This window comes from Paenibacillus caui (assembly GCF_019904135.1).
In the GTDB taxonomy this organism is placed as follows: Bacteria; Bacillota; Bacilli; order Paenibacillales; family Paenibacillaceae; genus Fontibacillus; species Fontibacillus caui.
In genome coordinates this window covers 45,597-70,185 of record NZ_JAIOGQ010000006.1, presented here as the reverse complement: position 1 = coordinate 70,185, position 24,589 = coordinate 45,597, and the positions used below count along the sequence as shown (strand labels likewise).

At 51.7% G+C, this 24,589-nt stretch carries 27 protein-coding genes; 3 read left to right on the top strand and 24 right to left on the bottom strand.

Going from position 1 to position 24,589, the window contains the following annotated elements:
- Positions 1–2 precede the first annotated feature (2 nt).
- The 9 genes from K7397_RS05320 to K7397_RS22135 all read right to left on the bottom strand — a co-directional run bounded on the left by K7397_RS05320 (position 3) and on the right by K7397_RS22135 (position 7,827).
- On the bottom strand, positions 3–938 hold the full coding sequence (locus tag K7397_RS05320; protein WP_223066909.1) for a glycosyltransferase: 936 nt from the start codon (positions 936–938) through the stop codon (positions 3–5).
- Between the two features lie 40 nt (positions 939–978).
- Complete coding sequence (locus tag K7397_RS05315) at positions 979–1,680, bottom strand: sugar transferase (protein ID WP_420488753.1); 702 nt, start codon at positions 1,678–1,680, stop codon at positions 979–981.
- Between the two features lie 21 nt (positions 1,681–1,701).
- Positions 1,702–2,595: a UTP--glucose-1-phosphate uridylyltransferase GalU gene (gene galU, locus K7397_RS05310; RefSeq protein WP_223066907.1), complete on the bottom strand. Its 894-nt coding sequence runs from the start codon at positions 2,593–2,595 to the stop codon at positions 1,702–1,704.
- Positions 2,596–2,670: 75 nt separating this feature from the next.
- Complete coding sequence (locus K7397_RS05305) at positions 2,671–3,309, bottom strand: CpsD/CapB family tyrosine-protein kinase (RefSeq protein ID WP_223066906.1); 639 nt, start codon at positions 3,307–3,309, stop codon at positions 2,671–2,673.
- The gene (locus tag K7397_RS05300) at positions 3,293–4,036 is read right to left on the bottom strand and encodes a YveK family protein (RefSeq protein ID WP_223066905.1); all 744 of its coding nucleotides are present in this window, start codon (positions 4,034–4,036) and stop codon (positions 3,293–3,295) included. The genes K7397_RS05305 and K7397_RS05300 overlap by 17 nt, the downstream gene beginning before the upstream one ends.
- A 350-nt stretch (positions 4,037–4,386) precedes the next feature.
- A complete protein-coding gene (locus K7397_RS05295; protein ID WP_223066904.1) occupies positions 4,387–5,022 on the bottom strand; it encodes a response regulator in 636 nt (211 codons plus the stop codon).
- 24 nt (positions 5,023–5,046) lie between these two features.
- Positions 5,047–6,681, bottom strand: coding sequence for a sensor histidine kinase (locus K7397_RS05290; protein ID WP_223066903.1), 1,635 nt, complete (start codon positions 6,679–6,681; stop codon positions 5,047–5,049).
- A gap of 415 nt (positions 6,682–7,096) precedes the next feature.
- The gene (locus K7397_RS05285) at positions 7,097–7,381 is read right to left on the bottom strand and encodes a DUF4183 domain-containing protein (protein WP_223066902.1); all 285 of its coding nucleotides are present in this window, start codon (positions 7,379–7,381) and stop codon (positions 7,097–7,099) included.
- A gap of 83 nt (positions 7,382–7,464) precedes the next feature.
- The gene (locus tag K7397_RS22135; protein WP_223066901.1) at positions 7,465–7,827 is read right to left on the bottom strand and encodes a DUF4183 domain-containing protein; all 363 of its coding nucleotides are present in this window, start codon (positions 7,825–7,827) and stop codon (positions 7,465–7,467) included.
- A gap of 886 nt (positions 7,828–8,713) precedes the next feature.
- On the opposite strand from K7397_RS22135, the gene K7397_RS05275 reads away from it, so the two are divergent.
- Complete coding sequence (locus K7397_RS05275) at positions 8,714–8,947, top strand: hypothetical protein (RefSeq protein WP_223066900.1); 234 nt, start codon at positions 8,714–8,716, stop codon at positions 8,945–8,947.
- Positions 8,948–9,060: 113 nt separating this feature from the next.
- On the top strand, positions 9,061–9,399 hold the full coding sequence (locus K7397_RS05270) for a DsrE family protein (RefSeq protein WP_223066899.1): 339 nt from the start codon (positions 9,061–9,063) through the stop codon (positions 9,397–9,399).
- Between the two features lie 3 nt (positions 9,400–9,402).
- On the opposite strand, the gene K7397_RS05265 is transcribed toward K7397_RS05270, so the two are convergent.
- From K7397_RS05265 to K7397_RS05250, 4 genes are all read right to left on the bottom strand, one after another.
- The gene (locus K7397_RS05265) at positions 9,403–10,755 is read right to left on the bottom strand and encodes an MATE family efflux transporter (RefSeq protein WP_223066898.1); all 1,353 of its coding nucleotides are present in this window, start codon (positions 10,753–10,755) and stop codon (positions 9,403–9,405) included.
- Between the two features lie 231 nt (positions 10,756–10,986).
- Complete coding sequence (locus tag K7397_RS05260; protein ID WP_223066897.1) at positions 10,987–11,211, bottom strand: group II intron maturase-specific domain-containing protein; 225 nt, start codon at positions 11,209–11,211, stop codon at positions 10,987–10,989.
- Positions 11,212–11,341: 130 nt separating this feature from the next.
- Positions 11,342–11,926: a hypothetical protein gene (locus K7397_RS05255; protein ID WP_223066896.1), complete on the bottom strand. Its 585-nt coding sequence runs from the start codon at positions 11,924–11,926 to the stop codon at positions 11,342–11,344.
- Positions 11,927–11,946: 20 nt separating this feature from the next.
- A complete protein-coding gene (locus K7397_RS05250) occupies positions 11,947–12,504 on the bottom strand; it encodes a matrixin family metalloprotease (protein ID WP_223066895.1) in 558 nt (185 codons plus the stop codon).
- 389 nt (positions 12,505–12,893) lie between these two features.
- Between K7397_RS05250 and K7397_RS05245 the strand changes: the two genes are divergently transcribed.
- A complete protein-coding gene (locus K7397_RS05245; protein ID WP_223066894.1) occupies positions 12,894–13,460 on the top strand; it encodes an RNA polymerase sigma factor in 567 nt (188 codons plus the stop codon).
- Between the two features lie 138 nt (positions 13,461–13,598).
- Here the strand turns inward: K7397_RS05245 and htpG are convergent, their stop codons facing one another.
- The 11 genes from htpG to K7397_RS05190 all read right to left on the bottom strand — a co-directional run bounded on the left by htpG (position 13,599) and on the right by K7397_RS05190 (position 24,580).
- A complete protein-coding gene (gene htpG / locus K7397_RS05240; protein WP_223066893.1) occupies positions 13,599–15,479 on the bottom strand; it encodes a molecular chaperone HtpG in 1,881 nt (626 codons plus the stop codon).
- A gap of 267 nt (positions 15,480–15,746) precedes the next feature.
- Positions 15,747–16,406, bottom strand: a complete 660-nt coding sequence (gene bshB2, locus K7397_RS05235) for a bacillithiol biosynthesis deacetylase BshB2 (protein ID WP_223066892.1) — start codon at positions 16,404–16,406, stop codon at positions 15,747–15,749.
- 24 nt (positions 16,407–16,430) lie between these two features.
- Positions 16,431–16,775 carry a YojF family protein gene (locus K7397_RS05230; protein ID WP_223066891.1) on the bottom strand — a complete coding sequence of 115 codons (345 nt, stop codon included), beginning with the start codon at positions 16,773–16,775 and terminating at the stop codon, positions 16,431–16,433.
- Between the two features lie 297 nt (positions 16,776–17,072).
- On the bottom strand, positions 17,073–17,846 hold the full coding sequence (locus K7397_RS05225; RefSeq protein ID WP_223066977.1) for a LamB/YcsF family protein: 774 nt from the start codon (positions 17,844–17,846) through the stop codon (positions 17,073–17,075).
- A 76-nt stretch (positions 17,847–17,922) separates the two neighbouring features.
- Positions 17,923–18,927 carry a 5-oxoprolinase subunit C family protein gene (locus K7397_RS05220; protein WP_273545576.1) on the bottom strand — a complete coding sequence of 335 codons (1,005 nt, stop codon included), beginning with the start codon at positions 18,925–18,927 and terminating at the stop codon, positions 17,923–17,925.
- Complete coding sequence (gene pxpB / locus K7397_RS05215) at positions 18,924–19,649, bottom strand: 5-oxoprolinase subunit PxpB (RefSeq protein ID WP_223066975.1); 726 nt, start codon at positions 19,647–19,649, stop codon at positions 18,924–18,926. Before pxpB ends, K7397_RS05220 begins: the two co-directional genes overlap by 4 nt.
- A gap of 44 nt (positions 19,650–19,693) precedes the next feature.
- The gene (locus tag K7397_RS05210) at positions 19,694–19,837 is read right to left on the bottom strand and encodes a hypothetical protein (RefSeq protein WP_223066890.1); all 144 of its coding nucleotides are present in this window, start codon (positions 19,835–19,837) and stop codon (positions 19,694–19,696) included.
- A 490-nt stretch (positions 19,838–20,327) separates the two neighbouring features.
- Positions 20,328–21,677, bottom strand: a complete 1,350-nt coding sequence (locus K7397_RS05205) for an LLM class flavin-dependent oxidoreductase (protein WP_223066889.1) — start codon at positions 21,675–21,677, stop codon at positions 20,328–20,330.
- Positions 21,678–21,740: 63 nt separating this feature from the next.
- Complete coding sequence (locus tag K7397_RS05200) at positions 21,741–22,214, bottom strand: DinB family protein (RefSeq protein ID WP_223066888.1); 474 nt, start codon at positions 22,212–22,214, stop codon at positions 21,741–21,743.
- Positions 22,215–23,396 (bottom strand): N-methyl-L-tryptophan oxidase, encoded by a 1,182-nt coding sequence (gene solA, locus K7397_RS05195; protein WP_337926678.1) that lies wholly within the window; start codon positions 23,394–23,396, stop codon positions 22,215–22,217.
- Positions 23,393–24,580 carry an amidohydrolase gene (locus K7397_RS05190; protein WP_223066886.1) on the bottom strand — a complete coding sequence of 396 codons (1,188 nt, stop codon included), beginning with the start codon at positions 24,578–24,580 and terminating at the stop codon, positions 23,393–23,395. Before K7397_RS05190 ends, solA begins: the two co-directional genes overlap by 4 nt.
- Positions 24,581–24,589 lie beyond the last annotated feature (9 nt).

The following is a 24,589-nucleotide window of genomic DNA, read 5'->3' as shown; positions in this document are numbered from 1 at the left end:
CCTCACTCCGTACCGGGCTCCCTCCCACGGTTCAGGACAATGTGGAGGGTACCGCGGATGCTTTCCATTCTGCATTTGTTCAGAAGCCTCCCGGCTTCATCCCGGGCGAACAGGGAGCTGGCGGCGACATACAGCGCTTTGGCGGCTGTTTTGCCGAGCAGGAAGCAGGTCGACCACAGTCCTTCACGCTTCATTCCATTCGAAATACCCTGGAAATAATAGCGCCTGATGATCCATTCCTCTTTCAGACGGCTTGAAGGTACGAAATGCTCCACCTCCATGTCCGGATGATAGATGATCTTCCCTCCGGCTTTGCGAATTTGCTCAAACAGCCACGTCTCCTCGCCGGAAAGAAGCAGATTCCCCTTCCTTCCCAGCTCCAGCGGAAACATTCCGCCTTTAAAGGCCTCTTTGCGAATCGCCATATTTGCGCCATAAGGGTGCATGGAGGCCGGATATTCCTTGACGGAATCGCCCAGATTCACAATCGTGTAAGGGAGCTCAAACGGCCCCACCAGCCACTTCGGCCGCTCGCTTTCGAAGAAGGGGCGGATTTTCCCGCCCATCGCGGCAACATCCGGATTGTCCTCAAAAAAAGACAGAATCGTGACGATCCACTCCCGGCATGGAATCGCGTCATCGTCCAGAAAAGCCACGATCTCTCCACGCGCTGCGGCAATCCCCGCATTTCGCGCCGCCGACAGGCCCTGAGTTTCCTCAAATATGTAGGTGCACTGAATCGTTAGCCGGTTTCGCTTGATGAACCGCCTGACGACCTCTTCGGTATCGTCCGTGGAACGATTATCCACGACGATGACTTCGATCCGATCCAGATCGTCAAGACTTTTCAGCGACTCAAGCGTTTTGCGCAGCAGAACGGAACGGTTGTAGGTGCACACCACGATCGAGAGAGAAGGCAGGTTAGTATTGTAATTCATCCAGACTCACCCGACTTTCCATAAGAGGTTGATCCAATCGTTAATAGGCGTCTTTGGAGTAAAACATTCGAAGCCCGGTCAGCAGTATAAGTTTGAGATCCAGCATAATAGAGCGGTGCTGAATATAGGCCAGATCCAACTGGACCATTTCATCAAAACCGACGCTGTTTCGCGCGCTTACCTGCCAAAAACCGGTGCAGCCGGGCGTCACCGTAAGACGCTGTTTGTGGTATTCGGTGTACTGCGCAACTTCGTCCGGAAGCGGCGGCCTCGGACCGACCAGGCTCATATTGCCGATCAGCACATTCCAGAGCTGGGGCAGCTCGTCAATGCTCGTTTTGCGCAAGAATTTGCCGATCCGGGTAATACGGGGATCGTTTTTCATTTTGAACATCGCCCCGCTGACCTCATTGAAAGCCAGCAGTTCCTTCTTCAGATCCTCGGCGTTTGCGACCATCGATCTGAATTTGTACATTTCAAACGGACGCTCATCCTTGCCGATCCGGGTTTGCCTGAAGAACACCTTTCCTTTTGGATCTTCAAGCTTAATGAGCAGGGCCACAACCAGAAAAACGGGAAGCGTGACTAAGAGGCCAAAGAGTGAAAGCAGGATATCAAGAATCCGCTTCATGATAAGATAAGCAGCAATATGTTCGCTTCGCGGACCGGCATAAGCCCTGTAAAACATTTTTTGGCCGGGCATGGCATAATCCATTTCCTCAGGAAGCTCAGGTTTGGGCATGCTCATCTATCGCATCTCCTTTCAACCTGTCATCGGCGTTCTATGCTCAATCCGGCTCATCCATTCGGCCATCGCGTCCAGAACGGGATAACACAAGTCTTCACTTTGCATGGCGAATTCAAGGGTGGTCAGAATATACCCCAATCGTTCGCCGACATCGAAGCGTCTGCCTTCGAAGTTATAGGCGTATACCCGCTCGCTCTGATTCAGCTTTTGAATCGCGTCGGTCAGCTGGATTTCGCCCCCCACCCCTTTCTCCTGAAGATCCAGGTATTTGAAAATTTTAGGGGTGAATACGTATCTTCCCATGATGGCCAGATTGGACGGTGATGTGCCTGGCGATGGCTTCTCCACGAAATTGTTAACACGGTACAGCCGGTCCGATTGGAAATCCGGCTCGATAATGCCATAACGGTGAGTCAGTTCATCCGGGACGACCTGTACGCCAATGACCGAATTTTGCGTTTCTTCGTACTGTTCGATCAACTGGCGCAAGCATGGTTTTTGTCCCGTTACAATGTCGTCTCCAAGGAGTACGCCAAACGGCTCGTCCCCGATAAACCGGCGTGCGCACCAGACGGCATGGCCGAGACCTTTGGGCTCCTTCTGGCGAATATAGTGAATATCCACTTTGGCTGATCGCTGAACTTCTCTCAGAAGCTCCAGCTTGCCGTCTTCAAGCAGCCGGGATTCAAGCTCAAACGCGTTGTCGAAATGGTCTTCGATTGCCCGCTTGCCTTTACCGGTCACAATGATAATATCTTCAATGCCTGATTCGATCGCTTCCTCGACAATGTATTGAATGGTCGGCTTGTTGATGATGGGGAGCATTTCTTTGGGCATGGCTTTGGTCGCCGGCAGAAAACGGGTGCCCAGGCCTGCTGCAGGGATGATTGCCTTCTTTACCTTCTTCATTTCGTTTCTCCCTCTCCACTTGTTTTTTTAACAGATTGGGCCTTCTCCTGAACGGTTGTTACGAGCCCTTTCTGTTTATTTGACCTGATTCATTGCGATTCCGAGTACGCTGACTCCGGCTTGATCCATATACTGCTTCGCTTTGCGAACGGCCTCGCGTTTCGATCTGCCGTATTTCACAACGAGCACGGCTCCGTCGGTGCGGGCCGCGAGAACTCTCGCATCGCTAAAATCCAGCACATTCGGGGAATCCAGCAGAATGATCTCATATTCCTGCCTCAGCTTGACGAACAGCTTCTCCATTCGTTCGCTGCCAAGCAGCTCCGACGGATTCGGCGGCGCTTCGCCAGCCGTTATTACGGATAAACCGGGAGTTCCGCAAGGACGGACAATATTCTCCGCTTCTTCATTCCCGATCAGGTAATCTGTAAGCCCGTGTCCATTATTCAGGTCGTAGATCAGGTGCAGCGAAGGGTTACGCAAATTGCCGTCCACCACGCAGGTCTTCCTTCCTTCCTGGGCAAAAGACACCGCCAAATTCGCGACCAGGACGCTCTTTCCTTCCCCCTCATGGGCTGAGGTAAGGAGCAGCACCGTTCCTCCCTTGCTTTCGCGCAAATGCTGGCGGATATAAACCCGCAGCGACCTGACGGATTCGGCAACAGACGAAGTAGGATTGCGTTCGGCTACCAGGCTTTCATTTAAGCACAGCATATGAAGGTTCCTCCACTCTTCCGGTTACTTGTTCCGGCTTATGGCCGAGCTGCTTTCTTCGGATCATCGGAACGCTGGCGATAACGGGAACGCCGATCAACTGTTCGGCCTCCTTCTCCGTCCGGAGTGTGCTGTTGATGCTTTCAAGGAAGACGATCGCTCCCAGAACGACCATCAAAGATACAAAAAAGCTGATCAGCATGTTCATGACGACGCCCGAATTGGCTGGTTCGGGCTTGTGCCCAGTGTCTGCAGGCGTGAGCAGCTTGACATTATTCAAGTTCATAAGCGATGGGACGGCTTTGATAAAAGTTGCGGAAACGGCGTTAACGATGCCTGCGGCCTTCGTATAATCCCCATCTTCCGCCCTGAGATTGATGATCTGGCTTTTGTCCGAAGTTTTGACTTCCAGCTTTTGGGCGATCTGCCCTGCCGTGAGGCCAAGTTCAGGATAGTTCGCAGCAACCTCATTCATAATTTTGGGAGATAAAATAATCTCCTTGTAGCTCTGAATCAGGTTCAGGCTGACATTCACCTCGTTCAAATTGTTGCTGCCCTGCGTTTGGCTGATGTAATTGACAATCAGTTGGCCGGAAGCAGCATAAACCGGTTTGACAAACGTTCGGCTCACATAATAGGTCGTCGTACAGGAAATCAATACGAACACGAGTATAAGCCACAGCTTCTTTTGGATTAACTGAATATAATCCAAAATCGTCTTTTCCATCGGTATCCCCCTTCCGTCATAACCTGCTCACAGCCTTCAAAACTTCCTGCGGCGCCTCCCTGAACTATCGCTTCATCAATTTATGTACTCATTCTAGCACTCACATGTAAGATTACATGACTCCACGGATTACTTTGATTTTCACTTTCGGATAAACGTGGCTGCTACTTGAGAGCAGGAGAAGGGTATACTTTTGTACCATGCCGAAATAGAAGACTACCTGTCTTGTGGGGACCCCGGAAACTAATAAAGCTAAAGCCAATATTCTTGAAAAAAAATGCGCGGATTTCCGTATCCGCGCATCCTTTTCTATGCTTTGCTGCCGCCCGTTTGCGAATGATGCAGGAGCGTTATGAATTTGTCGCTTCGTATTTGCACAGTCCGATTGAATTGGCGTACAGGGCGGCCTGCGTCCGATCGGCCACTTGCAGCTTCGCCAAAATCTGACTCACGTGCTTTTTCACCGTATATTCGCTGATAAACAGTCTTGTTGCAATTTCGCGGTTGCTGTATCCCTGGCCCAAAGAAATGAGCACTTCCTTCTCTTTTGGGGTCAAATCATCCGCCGGGCTCATCTCATTGTCCTGCATTCGGCTCATCACGAGGCCGGGATCATAATATTTCCTTCCCTTGTACACCAGGTGAATCGCATAAAGCAGTTCTTCTGGTAGGGCTTCCTTCATCACGTATCCATCCACTTGAATCTCTTCCGCCCGTCTGAAATCCTCCCTGCTTGCCGAAGAGGTCAACAGAACGAATTTGCTGCGGATCCCCCGGCTCCGGGCGGCCACAATCAGGTCGAGACCCGATTCGTCGGCCAATTTCAAATCAAGCAGCACCAAATCCGGACGTGTAGTCTCAAGAACAACCAAAGCTTCACGCTCGTTTGTCGCCTCGCCTGCGAACTGGACATCCGGTTGCATGGATATGACGGCAGCCAGCCCTCTCCTTACAAGCGGATGGTCATCAACAATGACGATTTTCATCTTTAGCAGCCTCCTAAGCGAACTTTATTTGTATTCAAGTACGCCGACAGGGATCGATAATTCAATTTTTGTTCCCGCCCCAACGTGGCTGGATATGCTGATATCTCCTCCAAGCGACTTGGTTAAATAACGCATATTATGCATTCCGAGTCCGTTTTCATTCTCCTTTTTGGGTAATCGCTCAACTTCAAAGCCGGACCCGTTGTCCGTAACCGACAGCTTGACAAGCTCCGGCCGCAAAGACATATCCACGCGAACCAGCCGGGCTTTGCCATGGCGAATAGCATTGCCGGTTGCTTCCGAAATGACGCGAAAAAGCGCCTTTTGATAAGGGTAAGGCAGGCCGTAATCGTCCCCGCTTACCCGAAGGTCGATCTCCACGTCATTCAGCCGGGACAGCGTGTTGAGATGGGTTCTTACCGTCCCCAGCCAGTTCTGGCCTCCGCTTTTCTTGGAGCTTAGGCTGTGAATGGTTTTGCGCAGATCTTTGGCAACCATCGTAGCGCTTTCTTTAATGAGATCGATTTGTTCTTCAAGCTGTTCTTCCGTCAGCTGACGCCAAACCTGCTTCAGCGAATGCGCAGCATATACAATGCCGAACAGGCTTTGGGATACGCTGTCATGCATCTCGTCGGCAATCCGGTTCTGTTCGTTGATGATCATCAGGCGATTCTCCGTAATCACAAGCTCATGACGCTCTAAAATAATGGAGCTGAGCTCCTGAAGAAGAATGAGCTGCTGGGCAAGCCACCTGCTCGCCTCCGCCCTTTCGACGGACTCCAGCCTAACGCCTATCATGCCTACAAAGCGGGTATTCATCCGTACCGGCATCAAAAGAAAGTCCCCAAAATCGTCTAAATTCCGGTAAAAAGGCTCATCGTTTCTTCTCCATTCCTCCAGGTGTTCTTCCAAATAGGCGAACAAGAGGCTTTCTTCCGTTGACATCCATCCGGTCTGCCGGCTGGCAGGAACGGTTTCACCCGCTCTTTGGGCGAACCAGAAAAACGCCTTGTTCAGTTTTGTCAGCTTGACGACACAATCCGCAATGACTTGTCCGATGTTCATAAATTCATGTTGGCTTGCTGTTTCTACGATGTGATAAATGGATTTGATATGTTCCAGCGTTTCGTCGGTTCGCGCATTTGCCTTCTCCAGCTCGCCGATCATCCGGCCGATCATCTGCATGGCGACAACGGTTACGACCAGTGCGGCGATAAGCCCCGTATTCTCTGCTGCGAAGGCAGGAAAATTTTCAGGCGCAAAATTGAAAAAAATATAAAAAATGATGCCAATAATACCGATATAACTGACAAGAAGACTCCAGGCAAATAACGAGGACAGAAGTTCCGAGGCAACCATCAGTGGGTTGAGCGCGTACCACTTGAAGGGACTGTCCATTCCCCCTGTCGGAAGCAGCAGCAAAACAACACCGATCATCTCCATGATGACGGCAAACCTCAAGGCAAACGGACTCGTGCGGCAATGCTGATAAATTCTGACAGCTACGTTGACGGATAGGACAAGCAAGGCAATGACGGCCAGCCTGGTAATAAGGGAAGTGTTCGAACGATCAACTAAATAAACAAGCGATATTAGGGACAGCGAACCGTAACGGGCAAATAACCATGTCCTGTATTCCAGGGCTGACTTGGTTTTCATCTCACCACCCTATTCTCTCTTTGCAGTACCGAATTTTCGGCCCTGTGTACTAGGTTTAACTGGATCATACATAAAAAGGAAATTGATAACAAGACTCACCTTTTACAAAAAGCGCTTACATTCGATTTTAGAATCCAAATTCCTATATTCCGGTCAATCAAACGTACCATCCTGCATCGTTTGGCCTACCAAAGTATAATATTTCTTTACATATTTTTCCATAGTACTAAATACCTGAAAATAAATGCAACGTAAAGCAAGCATGAAAAAAAAGGCAAAGCCGTCCTCGCACAAAAAACGGATACCCCTGAAGGGAGGTATCCGTTTTTGGCAGTTCTGGCATGTCCCGAGAAACTTGACTGCTGCTTAGCAAAACGTCTAAGTCGAACTTTGCGGAATTGCCAAAATTTTTCCGTTAAGTTACGACAAATTCCACGACTACCGGAGATCCGCCGCTAAGCACGTCTCCGCCCGGAATGGTAATGGAAGTGGTCGTTACGCTTGAAGTATCGGCCGTTTGAAGAATGCCGTTCAGATAAAGATTGTAAAAGGAAAAGGCCGCCGGAAAAGCGGTAGCTGCCACCCCGGCATCATTCGTAAACGCCGTTGCGGCTATGGCGAATGTTGCGCCCGTCCCCGTTCCGGCTGAGGCCGTTGAAGAAAACCGTACGCTATTTAAAAATGGTTGAACGATAGGCATGTTTGCACCTCCCTTCCATACTTCATGAGATGCCGAAGACGCTGAATATGGAAGGCCCTTTCCCTTGATGGAAATTACCATTTTTAAGGAAGTATCTGAGCCGTTATTTCAACAATTTTTAGAATTACAGGTTTTCCTGCGTTAATGACGCCGCCTACCGGATTCAAATTCAGAGCCTGGGGACAGACGCTGTATATTCCGCCCGGCTGCAAGATTCCGTTGATGTACAGGTCGCTGCAGCTGCCTAGGCCAAGTCCTTGAAAGAAGGGCACGGCCGCTCCGCTATCATCTGAAAATTCGGTTGCGGGTATAGAGGCGGGAAAAGCCAAGTCGATGTTGGCGGGTGGAATATATAAATACCTGTTTACGGTCGGAGTGATTGAAACGCCGAGGATTATATCACCGGGCTGCCCTTGCGGGCCTATTGGCCCTGGAGGGCCCGGCACCCCCTCAGGTCCTGCCGGGCCTGGGGAGCCTGGAGCCCCGGCAGGACCTTGCAAGCCCGGGGGCCCGAGGGGCCTTGCTGCCCCTGAGCCCCTGCCGGTCCTTGTGGTCCTTGTGGTCCTTGTCGTCCTTGTCGTCCTGGATGGCCCTGTGGTCCTGCCGGGCCCGGCAATCCTGAAGGACCCCGAATTCCTTGAAGGCCTTGCAAGCCTCGCGGTCCGGAAGGCCCGACTATTGTTCGATAGTGAGTGAAGGCTAGCGGTTTGCAACCCGGTCTCTCTCCGTGGCGCTTTCTTCGCCTCCTGATGTTGCGCAGCATCCAGGGGGCGGGGTATTTGTATTTATAACGGGCTGTTTTTCGGAAGTGCCTCTTCCTTGCAAGACGAATTTTTCGGGTCCGGGCTGCCCGTTTGCCAACCTTTGCATATCCTGATTTCTTCATCTTCGTTATCCTCCTTCCTCTCTGCCGGATAATTCTGAAGCGGATGTTACATCCTTTAGATTCCAACAGGATCGTCAAGCAATATTGGATATTCGCTTATAATTACGTGATTTACGCCTGCCCGGACTGGATGATTAACCACTTGGCGGTAGACAAAAACACCAAATACAGGAAAAATAGGCAGCATGCTTATGTTTATCAAGCTCAAGTTTGGGACTTCCCGAACAATTGTATTTTTCCGTACGACTATGAATCTGACAATTCGCAAGCGTTAACTTTTTACTATTTTTTTCATATAATTATATAGAAGGAACCAGGAAAGTCGATCAATATTCCGAAACATAGGGCTTACAAGTCAAACTTTCGCCTAAGTCTTGGTTCATTCTGCTAGCACAAAAATCCGGTCAGACCAAATGACAGTTATTGTCGTATTTCGAGAGGAAACTATGAATCTTACAACTGATTCCCTAATCCTAAAAACAAAGATCACCCTTCCCGTTCTCAAAGAGCATCTGGCCCCGCGGGACAGGCTTACCGATTCGATCAAGCCCGGGGGCAAACGCGAGACTGCGCAAGGAAGCCGAAGCTCTCCGGCTGCTGGAGCTGCTAAAGCCCCAGACAGCAAGGGAGCAGCAGCTCACAAGCATTGTCGAGATCTCGATTCTTCAAGCCGTGCTTGAATACAGGGCGCGGGCCGCGGATGGCAGCGCAGGAGCTGGGGCTGCTCGAAGATTAACGACTTTACGCCGGATTCACGAATTTTATTTTCAACATTTCAAGGAGGTTCTTTCGAATGAAAAACAAAGTGATCCTATTGACTACGGACAGCTGGGGACATGGTGACGAGGAGCTTGGCAAGACGATCCTCGAATCCTTTTTCTCGCTAATCAAACAGGAGGAAGGCTTGCCCGCAGCCGTATTTTGCGTGAATCGGGGAGTTCTGGCTCTAACGGACATGTCGCTCGCCTCCCTTCATTTAAAGGAGCTGCAGCATAAGGGCGTTCCCGTTCTGGCCTGCAAAACGTGCGTGGATTATTACGGCATAGCGGATAAGCTGGAAGCCGGAGAAATTTCCACCATGAAGCGCTTTATCGAGCTTTCGGCGGAATACGAAGTGATGACGGTAGGCTGAGGGTCATGAACCGAACATCCTGATCCATCTGTACCGGTTTACTTTGACAAGCGCTACAAAGCACTTGAGAATCTGGTCCGATTTAAGGCAAATAAATATAACGAGCGGAGGCAGGTTCCATACGAATGCGCACAGGGCGGAAGACGGCAGAACAACGAGCCACATAAAAATAAAGTCATTATACAGCACGAACCTCGTATCCCCGCCGCTTCTGACCATTCCCGTTAGCGCCGGCATCTGATAGGCGGTTCCGACCACTGTGACGGACAAAACCGTCATGAACTGAAGGGCTAGAGCTTTCGCATCATCCGTGATCGTATAAAAGTTCAGCACAAATCCTTTGCCGGCGAATAAAACGATCCCCGTGCAAAGGCCGATGATGAGATACAGCATCTGCAGCGTTTTGGCGTAGGGCTTGATCCTCTCCATTCGGCCTTCGCCGATCGTTTTGCCAATAACGACGGATGTTGCACTTGCTGAAGCATAGGCGATTACCGTTGCGATTTGAAAGATCGTCGTGGCAATGCTGTTCGCAGCGATGGAAGCCGCCCCCATGTGGCCCAGGATCGCCGTCTGTGCCCCCATGGCAAATCCCCAAACCGTGTTGGACATCAAAATAGGCGAACCCACCTTAATGTATTGCTTGAGCAGCTCCCTGTCCATATTCAGAAAATCCCGCAGCTTCAAGCGGATTTTGGCATCGAAACCTTTGATGAACGTGACAACGATGAGGCACTCTATAATTCTGGCGATAAGGGTCGCGATGGCCGAGCCTCGTACGCCAAGCGCCGGGAATCCCAGCTTGCCGTAGATCAATACATAATTCAAACACAGGTTGATCATCAAGGTTGAGAGTGAAACCATAAATCCGATCCTAACGGTTTCAACGCTTCGCAAGGAAGCGAGCAGAATATTGGTCACCGCAAAAAAGACGTATGAGAAACAGATGATCCGCACATATTTCACGCCTTCGGAAAGGACGCTTTCATCACTGGTGAACAGGGACAGCGAACCGTGAGGGAAGAAAAACACGATAACCCACAGCACAAGACTGAGGAAAAGGGCAATCCGCATCCCGATGCCGGCCACTTTCCGGATCAGCAGCGTATCCTTCGCCCCCCAGGACCGTGAAGCCAGAATCACCACACCTTCGCCTGCGCCCATGACAAGCATTTGCAGCAAAAATTGAATCTGGTTGGCAAGCGCCACGCCCGATAGCGCCGCTTCGCTGTAACCGCCTAGCATCACATTGTCCGACAGGTTGACCCCGAACGAAATCATATTTTGCAGCCCGATAATCAGTGTCAGACTAAAGAATGTTTTGTAAAACTGCCTCTCGCGTACAAATAACTTCAAGAATGAGTACCTTCTTTATATCGAAATGTAAGTTCCTTAACCACTATATAACAACTCACCCGAATAATCAGCCTATTTTTAAAATAAGATCGTAGAGTAGAGAACTGAAATTTCATTGGAGGGCGATTGTCCTCCTTTTACTTTTCCAGCTCCCCCTTCATCAAACCGGAGGGAGTTTTCCCTCATCCGGCTTTCCGATGTTCTTCTTCCTTCAGCGTTACGGTACTTTCCTTAATTGGCGAGCTTCTTAAGTCCTGCAAGCTGTGCCGCCACGGTCGCTTGCCTAGACTTGCTGTATTTGTTACGTCGATTGCGTTTCTTGTTCCAGAACAAGGTGAGGCGCTTTCGAATGTACCAATCGATTTTGTTCAGGAATTTATCAGCGAAGGAGTCTAGTTTGTAGTAGTTCTTCCATCCTTGTATCTTCGGGTTCAGCTCCTCCACCATCTCATTCATTGACCAGACTCATCCCATAACTTATGCCTGATGATGTTCTTGTTCCCGGGTCGGAACCTAGCTAATCGACATGCGTGGCGTACCAAAAAAGCAGCATACCGAAGTAGCTGCTTTCAGGATAAACAAGGGCTCATTTCGTCAATTTGTTGATCAGTTCCGCTTCAGAAATATTCGTTTCCTTAAATGCAGACTTTATCTTATTGTCATTGATGATGGCTACGACTTTATTGTTTTTTAACTGGAAAATATACGGTTCGATCATGCCATAATAACTTGTTGGGCCGGAAGGAGATTTCGCTAACGCAAACACATATTCTTCCCCTTGAACCAGGGTAGCGCGTAAGCTAGATGTCTCTCCTTTATAGCTACCACCAGGAACTGCAACATTGATGTTACTGTTAGGCTTTAAATCACCTTTTAAAACTTTGCTTACTTTCACAACATAATCTGTACCAGGGACACTGACACTTTGGTCCTCTTTGGTTGGATCTACGGAATCCCTTCTTAGATTCCGGGGCTTGCCTTCCCCATTTATAACTTTTCCGATAACGACCACTGGAGAAGTATCCAAAGCAGCATCAATCGTAACTGCCGTCGCATTTCTTGTTTCTCCATGTGAACGGTTTAGTTGCTTGAATCCTGTATAAGCCAGCGTTGCTAGCAGAACCGCCGCTAATGCCGTCAAACCGATGCTTTTAATCGCTTTAGCCTGCATGAAAGTTTCCCCCCTTTATTTTAAGGATATAGCGCATTGACGCCATTAATATCATCTTGCAAAGGTACTGTATCCGTGTACAGCCCGGTTGCCCACATTACAGTAGGTGAGACAGTCGAGTGACCTAAACCAATAAAGTGACCGATTTCATGTAATGCTGTATTGATTTGCAGATTAGTCTTGTTTAAGGAACCCGAGTAATTATAAAACCACAAATTATTTAAGCCCGCTGTTCCGTTATTGGCTTTGGAAGTAAAGATGGTGCAATACAGGAACGCGCGCCCCATATTGGAACCTTCCTCGTTGTAAATTCCAAAAAGATTAAATGATTTCTCGGAGTAGTCATGATACAAATTGATTTTGGTTGGAGTATTGTTCCATCCTACGACCGCGGTTCCAAAGATGGTCCTATAATCGCTCGGCGTATCTGTAATAAATCTGTAGTCGATGCTTCCTGGTGAACTCCATGTCCCGCACATATTATCTGCATTATTATAGGCAAACGCATATGACCCAAAAGTAAAGAAAAACACCGAGACGAAAACTAGGGCGTGTAAAACCTTTGCTTTTTTCAACATCGATCTTCCCTCCTGTTCGTTGGCAGAATACTATTGTAAATCAAACCTTAAACGACCCGTTTCCCTTCCCAAAACACTCGTTTTCATCCCTAACGTTCGATGATGTCGGAATGTTTCAGGGAGGTTGTCTGTCTTACAAAATGATGAAAGCGCCTACCTCCTTTCGAACTTGTCGGGATGTCTGCACTTCCTAATCTAGGTGTATACTTATTAAACGTTTACACTCTCCACTTTCTAACGACTGATATGCCCATCAACTCCGATGAAATTTCATCTGTTTGAGACCTTTTTAAATAATTCCTCATATTTCCAACGTTGGTATATACTTAGAGTAAGGTTGATGCCGAGAAAACTCTTTCCGGCTCCTATTAAATATTCGGGGGAGTATTATGGAACAATGGTTTTATTTTCTACGAAGTCCACCGGACGACCTTGATGCCACAATTCAAGAGTTGGTCTACCGTTCCTTTTACCATTTCATTTACCGGGATACGTATTTTATAGTTCGTGACCATGCGCTTACGGAGGATATTATCCAGGATGCTTTCATGAAAGCTATAACCAAGGGTCCCAAAATGCAATCCGACGATAACATCCCCGCCTGGATCAAACAACTGACTCGCAATACCGCCTTGGATTATTTAAGAAAAATAAAAAGGGACCGTCAGATTTTTGCCGAACCTTACGGTCATATAAGTTATGCGGCCTTCGATGAATTGAGTGTGGCAAACGAAGTCGAATCCAGAGAAAGAGATGAACTTCTATATCAGGCAATGGACGAGTTAAAATCTGAATATCGAACGGTTTTGCTCCTATTTTATGTGGGGGGAAAGTCGTATCGAGAAATCTGTCGGGAGCTAAACGTGACTGAGCCTGTCCTTACCCAGCGTTTGGCAAGGGCGAGAAAAAAACTGCTTCAACATTTTATACGAAAATGGACTGATGAAGATGAATGACTTAAAGAACCAGGATCGTATCATGCGAAAAGCGCTGCAGGACTACTACAACCACATTGAAATTACGTTTCTACGGTAGGGAGAGGGATAAAACCAAAAAGCCGTCCCTCGAGGGACGGCTCCTGCATTTAAAACGGCCTATACCATAACCTTGCAAATATCGTTCGTAAATTCAACCGGATCCTGAATCGGCAATCCTTCGATCAGAAGGGCTTGATTGTACAGCAGATTCGTATACAGGTTCAGTTTCTCTTTGTCTTTATCGAAAGCATCCTTCAAGGATTGGAACACCTGATGATGGACGTTGATCTCCAGCACCTTGTCCGCTTTAACATCCTGACCGTTCGGCATGGACCGGAGGACCTTTTCCATTTCGATCGAAAGCTCGCCCTCGCTACTCAGGCAGACCGGATGGCTTTTCAGCCGCTTGGACGCCTTGACTTCCTTCACTTTGCCCTCCAGGATCGCTGCCATGGATGCGAACAGATCTTTGTTTTCGTTCTCTTCCGCTTCGGCGGATTTCTCACTTTCATCGGATTCGATGCCGAGGTCGCCGCTGGAAACGGACTTAAATTCCTTGTCCTTGTAGCTCATAATCGATTTAAGCGCAAATTCGTCGATGTCGTCGGTCAAATAAAGAATTTCATAGCCCTTATCCGCCACCAGCTCGGTTTGCGGCAGCTTGTCGATCCGCTCGATGGAATCGCCGGTTGCGTAATAAATATATTTCTGATCTTCAGGCATGCGCGCTACGTATTCGCCCAGCGATACCTGCTTTTTCTCTTTGGAAGAGTAGAACAGCAGCAGATCCTGAAGGTCATCCTTGTTGGCGCCATAATCGCTGTAAACACCGTATTTCAACTGTCTGCCGAACGATTTGTAGAACTTTTCGTAGTTCTCTCTTTCATCCTTCAGCATGCCGAGCAGCTGGCTTTTGATTTTATTTTTGATGTTCTTCGCGATTTGCTTGAGCTGCCGGTCATGCTGCAGCATTTCCCGAGAAATATTGAGCGAGAGATCCTCCGAATCGACCATCCCTTTGACGAAGCTGAAATAGTCAGGCAGCAGGTCCGCACACTTGTTCATGATCAGTACGCCGTTCGAATACAGCTCGAGTCCCTTTTCGTATTCTTTGGTGTAATAGTCGAACGGTGTATTTTCCGGGATGAAAAGAATCGCATGATACACAACGGCACCGTCGGCGCTGATATGGATATGCTTCAAAGGCTTGTCAAAGCCGTATCTTTTCTCAAAATAAAAGCTTTCGTAATCCTCGTCCTTAAGCTCGTTTTTATTTCGGCGCCAGATCGGAACCATGCTGTTCACCGTCTGCTCTTCGGAATAATCCTCGAACTCGCCCTCTTTGCCTTCCACCGCTCTTTGTCTGGTCACATCCATCTTGATCGGGTAGCGGATGAAGTCGGAATATTTCTTGATGATCGATCTTAATCCATACTCCTCCAAAAACTCATCGTACTGCTCATCTTCGGTGTTTTCTTTGATTTTAAGAATGATGTCGGTTCCGACGGAATCCTTCTCGGCAGGCACAATCGTATACCCGTCGGCTCCCTCGGACTCCCATTTGAAAGCTTCGTCGCTGCCCAGCGGTTTGCTGATTACCGTAACGGTATCCGCTGCCATAAACGCGGAGTAGAAACCAACGCCGAACTGGCCGATGATATTGTAGCCGTCTTTAAGCTCGGTTTCGTTCTTGAAAGCAAGCGAGCCGCTCTTGGCGATAACGCCGAGGTTATTCTCCAGCTCTTCCTTCGTCATCCCGATCCCCGTATCGGAAATCTTTAGCGTCCGGGTTGCCTTGTCTGCCGTTACTTTAATGTAGTAGTCCTCTTTATTAAACGTCAGTTGATCGTCCGTCAGCGCTTTGTAGTAAATTTTGTCGATAGCATCGCTGCTGTTGGAAATGAGCTCTCTCAGAAAAATTTCTTTCTGCGTATAGATGGAATGAATCATCATGTCCAGCAAACGTTTGGATTCGGCCTTAAACTCCATTTTTGCCATGGAAGAGAAATCCCCTTTCTAACTTTTTTTGAAAAAGATAGACCCAAGCGGGTCATTGCTAATAAGAATAAGAAATATGTAACGTTTGACGAGCTTCGTTAGCACTCTGACAAGACGAGTGCTAACCCTCTTTTTTATATATCATCATTTATTTTCGATGTCAACCGCAATCCCGGAGTATCTCCAGTATCCTAAGCATGAGTCAAATGCCGGCATAAGCATGACGGCTTAAGACCGGCATCTACTATAACTACAGACTGGCAGAAATCAGCTTTCAAATTTGTACGTCCAGTAGCCCTCCGTTCCGAAACGCCGCCGGATTTCCTGATCGTTCAGCTTCTTCCGGCCCAGCAGCTCGGCAGCCTGGAATTGGGACTTGTGGGCCTGCATCGACTCCATTTTTTGCTTCAGAAAGTCCTTGACATCCACCGTTACATCCGGCTTGCCCAGCTCCTCCTCGCAGTTTTTGGAGAAAGCCACGCAATGGACGACAGGTCTCTCGTTCCGGGGCAGCTTGCCTACGCTTCGAATCACCGCCGCTCCGCATGCGTCGTGATCGGGATGAACGCTGTATCCGGGGTAGAAAGTAATGACAAGCGAAGGCCGAAGCTCCTGAAGGAGTGCGTCGATGCTTGCATTCAGCGCATCCTGGTCCTCAAATTCGATCATCTTGTCATGAAAGCCGAGTATCCGCAGATCCTGTATCCCGATGGCCCGGCAGGACGCCTCAAGCTCTTTCTTCCGTATGGCAGGGAGGGTTACCCGGCTGGCAAAAGGCGGAATGCCCATATTCCGGCCCATTTCTCCCAATGTCAAACACGCATAGGTCACCTTGGCTCCGTTATGCAAAAGCTTGGCCAGCGTTCCGGAGACGCCAAAGGCTTCATCATCAGGATGCGGCAGGATTACAAGTACTTGCTGTTCCATCTTAAGGTTTCATCTCCTCATTCATTAAAAAGGCTCCCGGGACAGCTGCAAAGCCACGACCAGCTTGCCCTCGTTGTCATGGCCCGCCATGATCAGCCTATCGGACTCGCTCTCTTCATAATGGGTGAGCCCTTCCGCGTAGATCCAGCCCCGGTCCATTTTCAGACCGACCCGGTACGGTCCGCTCCCGGATATCCCGCCATGGGAATACCGGATTACGGCGTTGGTGATAAAATTGGCGGCAGGATGCTTGGAGCTGTCCAGGTGGGCAGCGTAGGCTCCGGTTGTCATTTCAAGATGAATATATAGGTCCTGATTCACGAATTGGTCGATCATAAGCTGTATTCGGGACGGTTCGATAGACTGCATCTCGTTCTCCTTCTATCAGCTGCAGCTTGCCTGGAAATGACCGGCAGAACGCGGTCATCCCGGGTAAGCCGAAGCGAATGTATATTAGCCCAATCATTTTACCATATTTGGTTGTCAGTTTGCTTTGGTGAAGCAAACAAAGAGCGTAAGGCTTTCGCATGTTCTTTGTTGGTTCACACTCTGTCATGTCAAGGCCAGACCGAGATACGGGGGTTCTGCCCGCGTCCTTCCGGCTGACTATGTCCACCCGGCATTTGACAGGCAAACGTGAAGAAAGGAGGACCCATATGCTGTGCTCTACAGTTTAAGTGTCAAGCCCACCTGCTGGACGACAATGCCGGCTTCCGACAAGGAGCTGCGGATTTTCCCCGCAAAATCTACCGCATGAGCGCCATCGCCATGGATACAGATCGTATCGGCCTGAATGGGCACATCCGTATTTTGCTGCGAGAGCACCTTTCCTTCGGAAACCATACGGATCACCTGATTAACCGATTGCCGGTCATCGGTGATCATCGCATCCGGAAGCCGTCTAGCGGTGAGCGAACCGTCTGATTGATAGGTACGGTCTGCGAATACCTCGCTTGCTGTCCGCAGTCCGGCCTTTTCCCCTGCCCTGATCAGCTCGCTTCCGGCAAGGCCGAACAGAATAAGCTCAGGGTCAACGCTGTACACCGCTTCCGCAATCGCTTCGGCCAGCCCGGCATTGCGGGCCGCCATATTATACAGGGCGCCATGCGGCTTCACATGCTGGAGCTTCGCCCCTTCCGCCCGTACAAATCCCCACAGTGATCCAATTTGATAGACGACTATATCATGAGCTTCTTCCGGCGAAATATCCATCTCCCTGCGCCCGAAGCCGACCAGGTCCTGAAGTCCGGGATGGGCTCCAATCGCCACATCATGCTCCAGCGCCAGCTTTACCGTTCGGCGCATGGTAGCCGGATCTCCCGCATGAAAGCCGCAGGCGATACTTACGGAGGTCACGAATTTCAAAATCTCGCTGTCCCTTCCCAGCCTGTAAGCACCGAAGCTTTCCCCCATATCGCAGTTCAAATCCACTGCCTTCATCTGGCTTGTCATATTGCTTTTGCCTCCCCTCGTCGTTGTGGATTCAATCAAATCCGGCGCTCCGCCCGTCTTTCGCCTACTTCTGCAGTTGCTCCAGTCCGCTGCGCAGCGTCCGGATCGCCCTCTCCCGGGCGACGTACTGTTTCTGGGCTTCCCTCAGGGAGATGAGGCGAAACCGTACATGTCCTCCCAGGTTTACCTGAGCAAGCAAAGGCAAATCCGCCGTGATCACCTGGGCGATTTTGGGATAGCCTCCCGTCGTTTGACGGTCAGCCATCAATACGATCGGATATCCGTCAGACGGCACCTGCACCGTTCCGAAGGTTACGGCGGACGAAATCAGCTCCGTCTTTTCCCTGAGGGTAAGCTTGCTGCCCGTGAAGCGGTAGCCCATCCGGTCCGATTGCGGCAGCACATCGTACCATTCGTTCAGGAAACTGCGCAGGCTTTCTTCAGAAAATAAGCCGTATTCTTCTCCCTCAATGACGCGTACCGTCGGGTTTGGCGAATAGGGCGGCAGCATGCCCGGGGTGACTGACCAATGGCTGACAGCTCCAAAATCCCCATCCGCCTCACGAGCCAGCAGGCCCATTAAATTCAAACAGCGAAGGGATGCAGCGCCAAGCGGGATTCGGTCGCCTTGACGCAGGGCGCGGCCGCAAAATCCGCCGATCCCCGCCCTCAGGTAGGTAGTGCGGCTGTTCATTTCCACTGGCACATCCAGTCCCCCGCCAACGGCGAGATAAGCACGGCAGCCTTGCCGCAGCTTGCCGAACGAAAGGCGGCTGCCCTTTGGCGCCAGAACCGTTCTCCACAAGGGAAGGGGCTTTCCGTTCAGCTTCGGGGATAAATCCCCGCCGCAAATTGAGATGAGAGCTGTTTGCTCCATTAAGATATCCGGGCCCAGCATGGTGATTTCGAGGCCCGCGTCCGTTTCTTCGTTGCCGACCAGCAAATTGGCCATCCTTAGGGCAAAAGTGTCCATAGCCCCGCCTGCAATGACCCCGTATTTTTGTACCCCGAATCTGCCCAAGTCCTGAACGGTTGTCAGAAGCCCTGGCTTATTCACGAACAGACTCATGGCTTCGTCCCCTCCCACTCATCAAACTCCTTGCGGGAAATCGGATAGAAGCGGACAATATCCCCTGCCATCAGCAAAGTTGGCGGCATGAGCTTCGGAATGAACAGCCGGGTCGGCGTCTTGCCGATTAACTGCCAGCCCCCCGGGGTGTCTATCGGATAAACCCCTGTCTGTCCGCCTGCGATGCCAACAGTACCTGCCGGTATTGAAAGCCTAGGTGTTTCCCTCCTCGGTGCAGCGATTCTCTCCGACATACCGCCCAGATAAGCAAATCCCGGGGCAAAACCAAGCATGTAGACGAGATAATCGGCGGAGGTATGAATATCGATGACTTCTTCCGTCGAGAGTCCGTTGTGCTTGGCCACCACATCCAGATCCGGTCCCAGATCTCCTCCGTAGCAAACGGGAATCTCTACGACTCTGGCCGGCTGAACTGGAATGTCCTTAAGCTGCCGCATAATCCGGGTTACGACAGCTGTGGCGATTTGGTACGGAAAGTCCCGGTCCTCCCGATCCACCAAATCGGCATATTCTGCCATCAGCTCCAAACCGTCGTAATAGATCGTTACCGACGCAAAGGCCGGCACATATTCGATCATGCCTTTAAAAGGATGCTCCTGCAGATAATCCGATAACTGTCTGACCTGCTGATGGGTATCCAGGCTGATGGATTCCCCCCATTTCACGACTAGCGCCGAATCGCCAAGCGGGATGATCTTCATCTCATTGGACCGGTTCAATCCGGATCCGGAGCCTCCCGGGTTCATCATACCGGAACCGAAACCGGAACCTGGACCGGCGCCTCGCAGCCGCCTAAACGGGTGCATGTCGACCCGATGCCCTGGTCCCCGCGTATTGGACGGCCATTCAGCCTAACCGTCCTGATGGTCATGATGGAAGTTTTCATCATATCCTCCCTGAATATCGGAATTTACGGTTTCAAATGACCGATCAACGAAACAACGAATAAAATGATATACGACCATTGTAGTAGCATTTGGGCTGATATCAAAGAGGCTGCTTGCTCCAAAAAAATCGGCAACCGCTCTCCGTATGTTGGAGGCGGTTGCCGCATGTTTCTATTTTTCATATAGCTTTGGTGAAAGAACGATCGTCCTCCCGGCAAGACCGGGCCGAAACCTCACTTCGGATGCCGCGAAAACAACTAACGCTGCTCCAAAAGGAACTCGGAATTTCCTGCTTCAGCACGGGCATCACATCCTCGGCAAAACGATGCAAGCTGCTCCAGCTGCTCCAGCTGCTCCGATTCGGTCAAGCCGTTTGGGAAGATTCATCATCAGGCTGAACAAAGCTACTTTCATCCTGTACAAGTCTCCTTTCAAGGCTAGATGCTCATCAAGAACCCATCCGACAATCCGCGCCATTCCCTAAAACCCGGATCAGGCATGGGCGGCGGCTGTATTGCTGTTTTTGCCTGCCTTCGCATACCGGTTCTCCGGAACGGCCAGCCCCAAGTTGCCCCGCAGCGTATCGCTTTCATATTCCGTTCGGAACAGTCCGCGCTCCTGCAGAATCGGAACGACGCGGTCGACAAAATCCTCCAGTCCGTTTGGTACGGCGGCCGAAATCATGAACCCGTCGGCCGCTCCCGCCTCAAACCACTCCTGAATCCGGTCCGCCACCTGCACGGGAGTGCCGATGAACCCGCCCCGCGGCGTCGCTGACTGAAGCGCCACCTGCCGGAGCGTAAGCCCTTTCTCCCGGGCATCCCGCTTGATTTTGTCCGTGCTGCTCTGAAAGCTGTTTTTGCCGAGATCGCCTAGATCGGGGAACGGCTCATCCAGCGGATATTGGGAGAAATCATGATGCTCGAAAAAGCGGCCCAGATAGTTCAGGGCGTTCTCAATCGTCACCAGCGAGGCAACCTCGCGGTATTTGCGCTCCGCTTCTTCCTCCGTGCTCCCGATGATCGGTCCGATCCCCGGGAAGATGAGCACATCATCCGGATTCCGTCCGAATGAAGCGGCTCTTCCCTTGACGTCCCGGTAAAACTCGGCCGCTTCCTCCAGCGTCTCTTGTCCGGTGAAGATGGCATCGGCTTCTTTGGCGGCGTAATTTTTGCCGACTTCGGACGAACCCGCCTGAAAAATCACCGGCTGGCCCTGCTTCGAACGCGCGATGTTCAGCGGGCCTTTGACGGAGAAAAACTCGCCCGCATGGTTCAGCGTGTGCATTTTCGCCGGGTCAAAAAATACGCCGGACTCCTTATCCCGAACAAAAGCGTCGTCCTCCCAGGAATCCCACAGACCACGCGTCACCTCCAGATATTCGGTGGCGATTCTGTATCTTTTATCGTGGTCCGGATGCTCCTTTTTGCCGTAATTCAAAGCAGAGCCTTCGAGTGGGGATGTGACGACATTCCAGCCGGCCCGTCCGCCGCTGATCATATCGAGGGAGCCGAACTGGCGGGCAACGGTAAAAGGCTCGCTGTAGGAAGTGGACAAGGTGCCCACCAGCCCGATATGGGTGCTGACCGCAGCGAGCGCGCTGAGGATGGTAATGGGTTCAAAGCGGTTCAGAAAATGCGGGATCGATTTTTCATTGATATACAATCCGTCCGCGATGAAAATGAGATCGAGCTTGCCGGACTCCGCTTTCCGCACCCACTGCTTATACAATTCAAAATTGACGCTTGCGTCCGGCCGCGCATCGGGATGCCGCCACATCGACGTACTTCCCCCAACGCCGTGAAGCATAGCTCCGAGCTTTAATTGTCTCTGCCTGGCCATGATCCATCCTCCTTGTCTGTTTCGGTATCGTGATTTGAAACTAAACGGCCCCTAGTCCTGCCTCTACACGGAAGCTGCTGCGGCAGCCTGTTTGATGCGCTCGATTTGTCCCAGATGCGTCTGGACATGCCGGATAAAAAGACCGGCAATGTCCGCCACGCTCACCGTTTCGCCCTTCGCATTGACGCCGGTCTTCTCCCACTCCGCAGCGCTCAAACGCCGGAACAGCCGGGCGTTGTTCAGCAGGAGAGCATAGAACGTGTCCAGCAGGCTCGCGGCATCCCCGTCATTGGCATGCTGTCCGCTGACCCAGGCATCCTGGTTGAACGCGGGCAGCCTAACGGTCGTTTCGGCCAAAATATCGCGAATCCGGAAAGAGACCACAATGCTGTGATCCACCAGGTGGGAGAGCACCTCCTTGACGCTCCACACCTCCGGCGCCTGCTTCCAGCTCAGCTGCTCCTCGTCAAGCCCTGCTGCGGCTGCCAGCAGCTGCTCGTAAGTGTCCAAAAAAGCCCCAATATTCACGTCGCTCATTCAATCTCCTCCTAATTGGTGCCGCTGCCGGATCTCACCCGTGCCCTTGTCAAAACGGGAAAGCGAGAACGGGCTGATATTGCGGCGGGTTTCGCCGCGGATGATCAGATCTGCCAAAATCTCGCCTACCACGCTTGAAAATTTGAAGCCATGGCCGGAAAAGCCTCCGGCAGCGATCACATGATCGTAAAGCGGATGACGGTCGATGATAAAATCCTCATCCGGCGAATGCTCATATTTGCACACCGCGCCTTTCAGCAGCTTTCCGGCAGCGCCCGGCATATAAGCTTCCAGCAGGCGGCGAAGATCGCCTTCGTCTTCTTCGCGGCTGCCGAATGGCGCAAGCGGCTCTCCGGGCGACCAGGTTTCGCCGGTGTCATGCCTGCCGATCTTCAGCCCAGCGCCGCCGATAGAGGGGAACCCGTAATACACGCCCTCATTGGTGTTCAAGGTGAAGCCCGGAAAGCGCCCGGCCTGGAAAGAAGCTTCCGCTTCGAACCAGCCGACAACCTTGCGCACTGCCCGTACGGGCAGTGCCAGGAACGGCGACAGCGAGCGAAACCAGGCGCCGGCGCTGACAATCGCCGCCGATGCATGGTAATTGCCCCGCTTCGTATAAACCGTCACGCTGCCGGCATCAGCGGAAATGTTTCCCACAGGCGTACCTGTCAGGAGCTCTGCTCCATGCGACAGAGCAAGCTCTCTGTAAGCGGCCAGGCACCGCTCGCTGTACAAGTAACCCGCCGCCGGTTCATACATCGCTTCAAAGCGGTCCGGGATGCGGATACCCGGCCAGCGCCTGCGGATTTCAGCCGCATCCAGCCGCTCCACGGCTATATGGCTGCGCTCGGCTTCAGCCGCCCGGGAAGCGAACGAATACAGCTCCCGGTCCGCTATGTTCAGCACGCCGGACTGCACAAGCAGCTTCGTTCCCGTCAGCTCCTCGATCTCGTTCCAGAGCTCGTGAGCCCGCAGCGCCAGATCGATGTAGGTTGGATGTCCGGTGTAGGCATGCCGGATCAATCTGGGCTCGCCATGATGGCTGCCCTCAAGGTGCGGAGGGTCAAACGCGTCAATCAGAAGGGTTCGTACTCCCTGCTTCGCCAAATAGTAGCCGGCGCTCATGCCCATCGAACCCGCTCCGACAACGATGACGTCGTAGGTATTGGCTGCAGCTGCTATTGCGGGTCACCCCCGCTCCCGCTGACGGACAGGCGCTGCAGAGCTCGCTCCGCCAGCAACGCGAAGAAGCGGATGCTGACCGGCAGCGCCGCCTCGTCCAGATTGAATGCCGGGTGATGCCATTCATGCGTACCGGCGGTTCCCATGAAGACGAACAAGCCCAGCAGCCGCCGCTGGTACACGGCGAAGTCCTCGCCCGCAGGGGACGGAACTGGCGTCACCGCCTGAAAGCCCGCTTCGGCGGCCACTTCCTCGCCCAGCCGGGCCAGCGCCTCGTCATTGTGAACCGGCGGCGGACCGCCGATCAAGCGGACGGACGCCGAAGCGCCGAAGGCGGCGGCTGTGCCCTCCACCACCTGCTGAAACCGCTCGAGAACGCGAAGCCGCACGTTCTCCTCGAAGGTGCGGATCGTTCCCTCCAGCACCGCCCTGCCTGGAACGACATTCCAGGCCGTGCCGCTGTGGAACTTCGTTACGCTGATGACCGCGCTCTCTCCCGAGCCCACATTGCGGCTCACAATCGATTGAAGCGCCGTCACGATTTGGGACGCCGCCACAATCGGGTCAAGCCCGGCCTCCGGCACGGCAGCGTGGGTACTCTTCCCGTCCACCTCGACGATGAATCCGTCGGCCGCGGCCATCAATGGGCCGCTCTTGATGCCGATCGTCCCTACGGGAAGATCCGGCTTGTTGTGCATCCCGAAGATGGCCGCCACTCCCTCCAGCGCTCCGCTGTCCAGCACCTGCTGCGCGCCTTTGGCCTTCTCCTCCGCCGGCTGAAAGACGAGGCGGACGCTCCCTTTCAGCTCGCTCTCCCGCCGCTTTAAGACATATGCGGCGCCGATCAGGGCAGCCGTATGAAAATCATGCCCGCAGGCATGCATTTTGCCCGGAACAAGCGACGCGAAGGAAAGACCGGTCTCTTCCTGAACCGGCAGGGCGTCAATATCGGCGCGGAGTGCGATGACGGGGCCTTCTTTAAGGCCCCCCACCTCCGCGACCAATCCGGTCTTCAGCGGATAATCGGTAATCCGGATCCCCGCTTCCGCAAGGCGTGAACGGATAAAGCGCGTCGTTTCAAACTCCTCGCCCGACAGCTCCGGATGCTGATGCAGATGACGGCGGATTTCCACGAATTTCCCGTAGTCATTCTCCGCTTCTGTTGTTACGGGCTCAGTTGCCATAATTCTCTC

Bases quoted from the DNA above. Each gene is read 5' to 3' on its own strand.
- K7397_RS05320 (WP_223066909.1), bottom strand. From the start codon at position 938: ATGAATTACAATACTAACCTGCCTTCTCTCTCGATCGTGGTGTGCACC.
- K7397_RS05315 (WP_420488753.1), bottom strand. From the start codon at position 1,680: ATGCCCAAACCTGAGCTTCCTGAGGAAATGGATTATGCCATGCCCGGC.
- galU (WP_223066907.1), bottom strand. From the start codon at position 2,595: ATGAAGAAGGTAAAGAAGGCAATCATCCCTGCAGCAGGCCTGGGCACC.
- K7397_RS05305 (WP_223066906.1), bottom strand. From the start codon at position 3,309: ATGCTGTGCTTAAATGAAAGCCTGGTAGCCGAACGCAATCCTACTTCG.
- K7397_RS05300 (WP_223066905.1), bottom strand. From the start codon at position 4,036: ATGGAAAAGACGATTTTGGATTATATTCAGTTAATCCAAAAGAAGCTG.
- K7397_RS05295 (WP_223066904.1), bottom strand. From the start codon at position 5,022: ATGAAAATCGTCATTGTTGATGACCATCCGCTTGTAAGGAGAGGGCTG.
- K7397_RS05290 (WP_223066903.1), bottom strand. From the start codon at position 6,681: ATGAAAACCAAGTCAGCCCTGGAATACAGGACATGGTTATTTGCCCGT.
- K7397_RS05285 (WP_223066902.1), bottom strand. From the start codon at position 7,381: ATGCCTATCGTTCAACCATTTTTAAATAGCGTACGGTTTTCTTCAACG.
- K7397_RS05275 (WP_223066900.1), top strand. From the start codon at position 8,714: ATGAATCTTACAACTGATTCCCTAATCCTAAAAACAAAGATCACCCTT.
- K7397_RS05270 (WP_223066899.1), top strand. From the start codon at position 9,061: ATGAAAAACAAAGTGATCCTATTGACTACGGACAGCTGGGGACATGGT.
- K7397_RS05260 (WP_223066897.1), bottom strand. From the start codon at position 11,211: ATGAATGAGATGGTGGAGGAGCTGAACCCGAAGATACAAGGATGGAAG.
- K7397_RS05255 (WP_223066896.1), bottom strand. From the start codon at position 11,926: ATGCAGGCTAAAGCGATTAAAAGCATCGGTTTGACGGCATTAGCGGCG.
- K7397_RS05250 (WP_223066895.1), bottom strand. From the start codon at position 12,504: ATGTTGAAAAAAGCAAAGGTTTTACACGCCCTAGTTTTCGTCTCGGTG.
- K7397_RS05245 (WP_223066894.1), top strand. From the start codon at position 12,894: ATGGAACAATGGTTTTATTTTCTACGAAGTCCACCGGACGACCTTGAT.
- htpG (WP_223066893.1), bottom strand. From the start codon at position 15,479: ATGGCAAAAATGGAGTTTAAGGCCGAATCCAAACGTTTGCTGGACATG.
- bshB2 (WP_223066892.1), bottom strand. From the start codon at position 16,406: ATGGAACAGCAAGTACTTGTAATCCTGCCGCATCCTGATGATGAAGCC.
- K7397_RS05230 (WP_223066891.1), bottom strand. From the start codon at position 16,775: ATGCAGTCTATCGAACCGTCCCGAATACAGCTTATGATCGACCAATTC.
- K7397_RS05225 (WP_223066977.1), bottom strand. From the start codon at position 17,846: ATGAAGGCAGTGGATTTGAACTGCGATATGGGGGAAAGCTTCGGTGCT.
- K7397_RS05220 (WP_273545576.1), bottom strand. From the start codon at position 18,927: ATGAGTCTGTTCGTGAATAAGCCAGGGCTTCTGACAACCGTTCAGGAC.
- pxpB (WP_223066975.1), bottom strand. From the start codon at position 19,649: ATGAAGATCATCCCGCTTGGCGATTCGGCGCTAGTCGTGAAATGGGGG.
- K7397_RS05210 (WP_223066890.1), bottom strand. From the start codon at position 19,837: ATGATGAAAACTTCCATCATGACCATCAGGACGGTTAGGCTGAATGGC.
- K7397_RS05205 (WP_223066889.1), bottom strand. From the start codon at position 21,677: ATGGCCAGGCAGAGACAATTAAAGCTCGGAGCTATGCTTCACGGCGTT.
- K7397_RS05200 (WP_223066888.1), bottom strand. From the start codon at position 22,214: ATGAGCGACGTGAATATTGGGGCTTTTTTGGACACTTACGAGCAGCTG.
- K7397_RS05190 (WP_223066886.1), bottom strand. From the start codon at position 24,580: ATGGCAACTGAGCCCGTAACAACAGAAGCGGAGAATGACTACGGGAAA.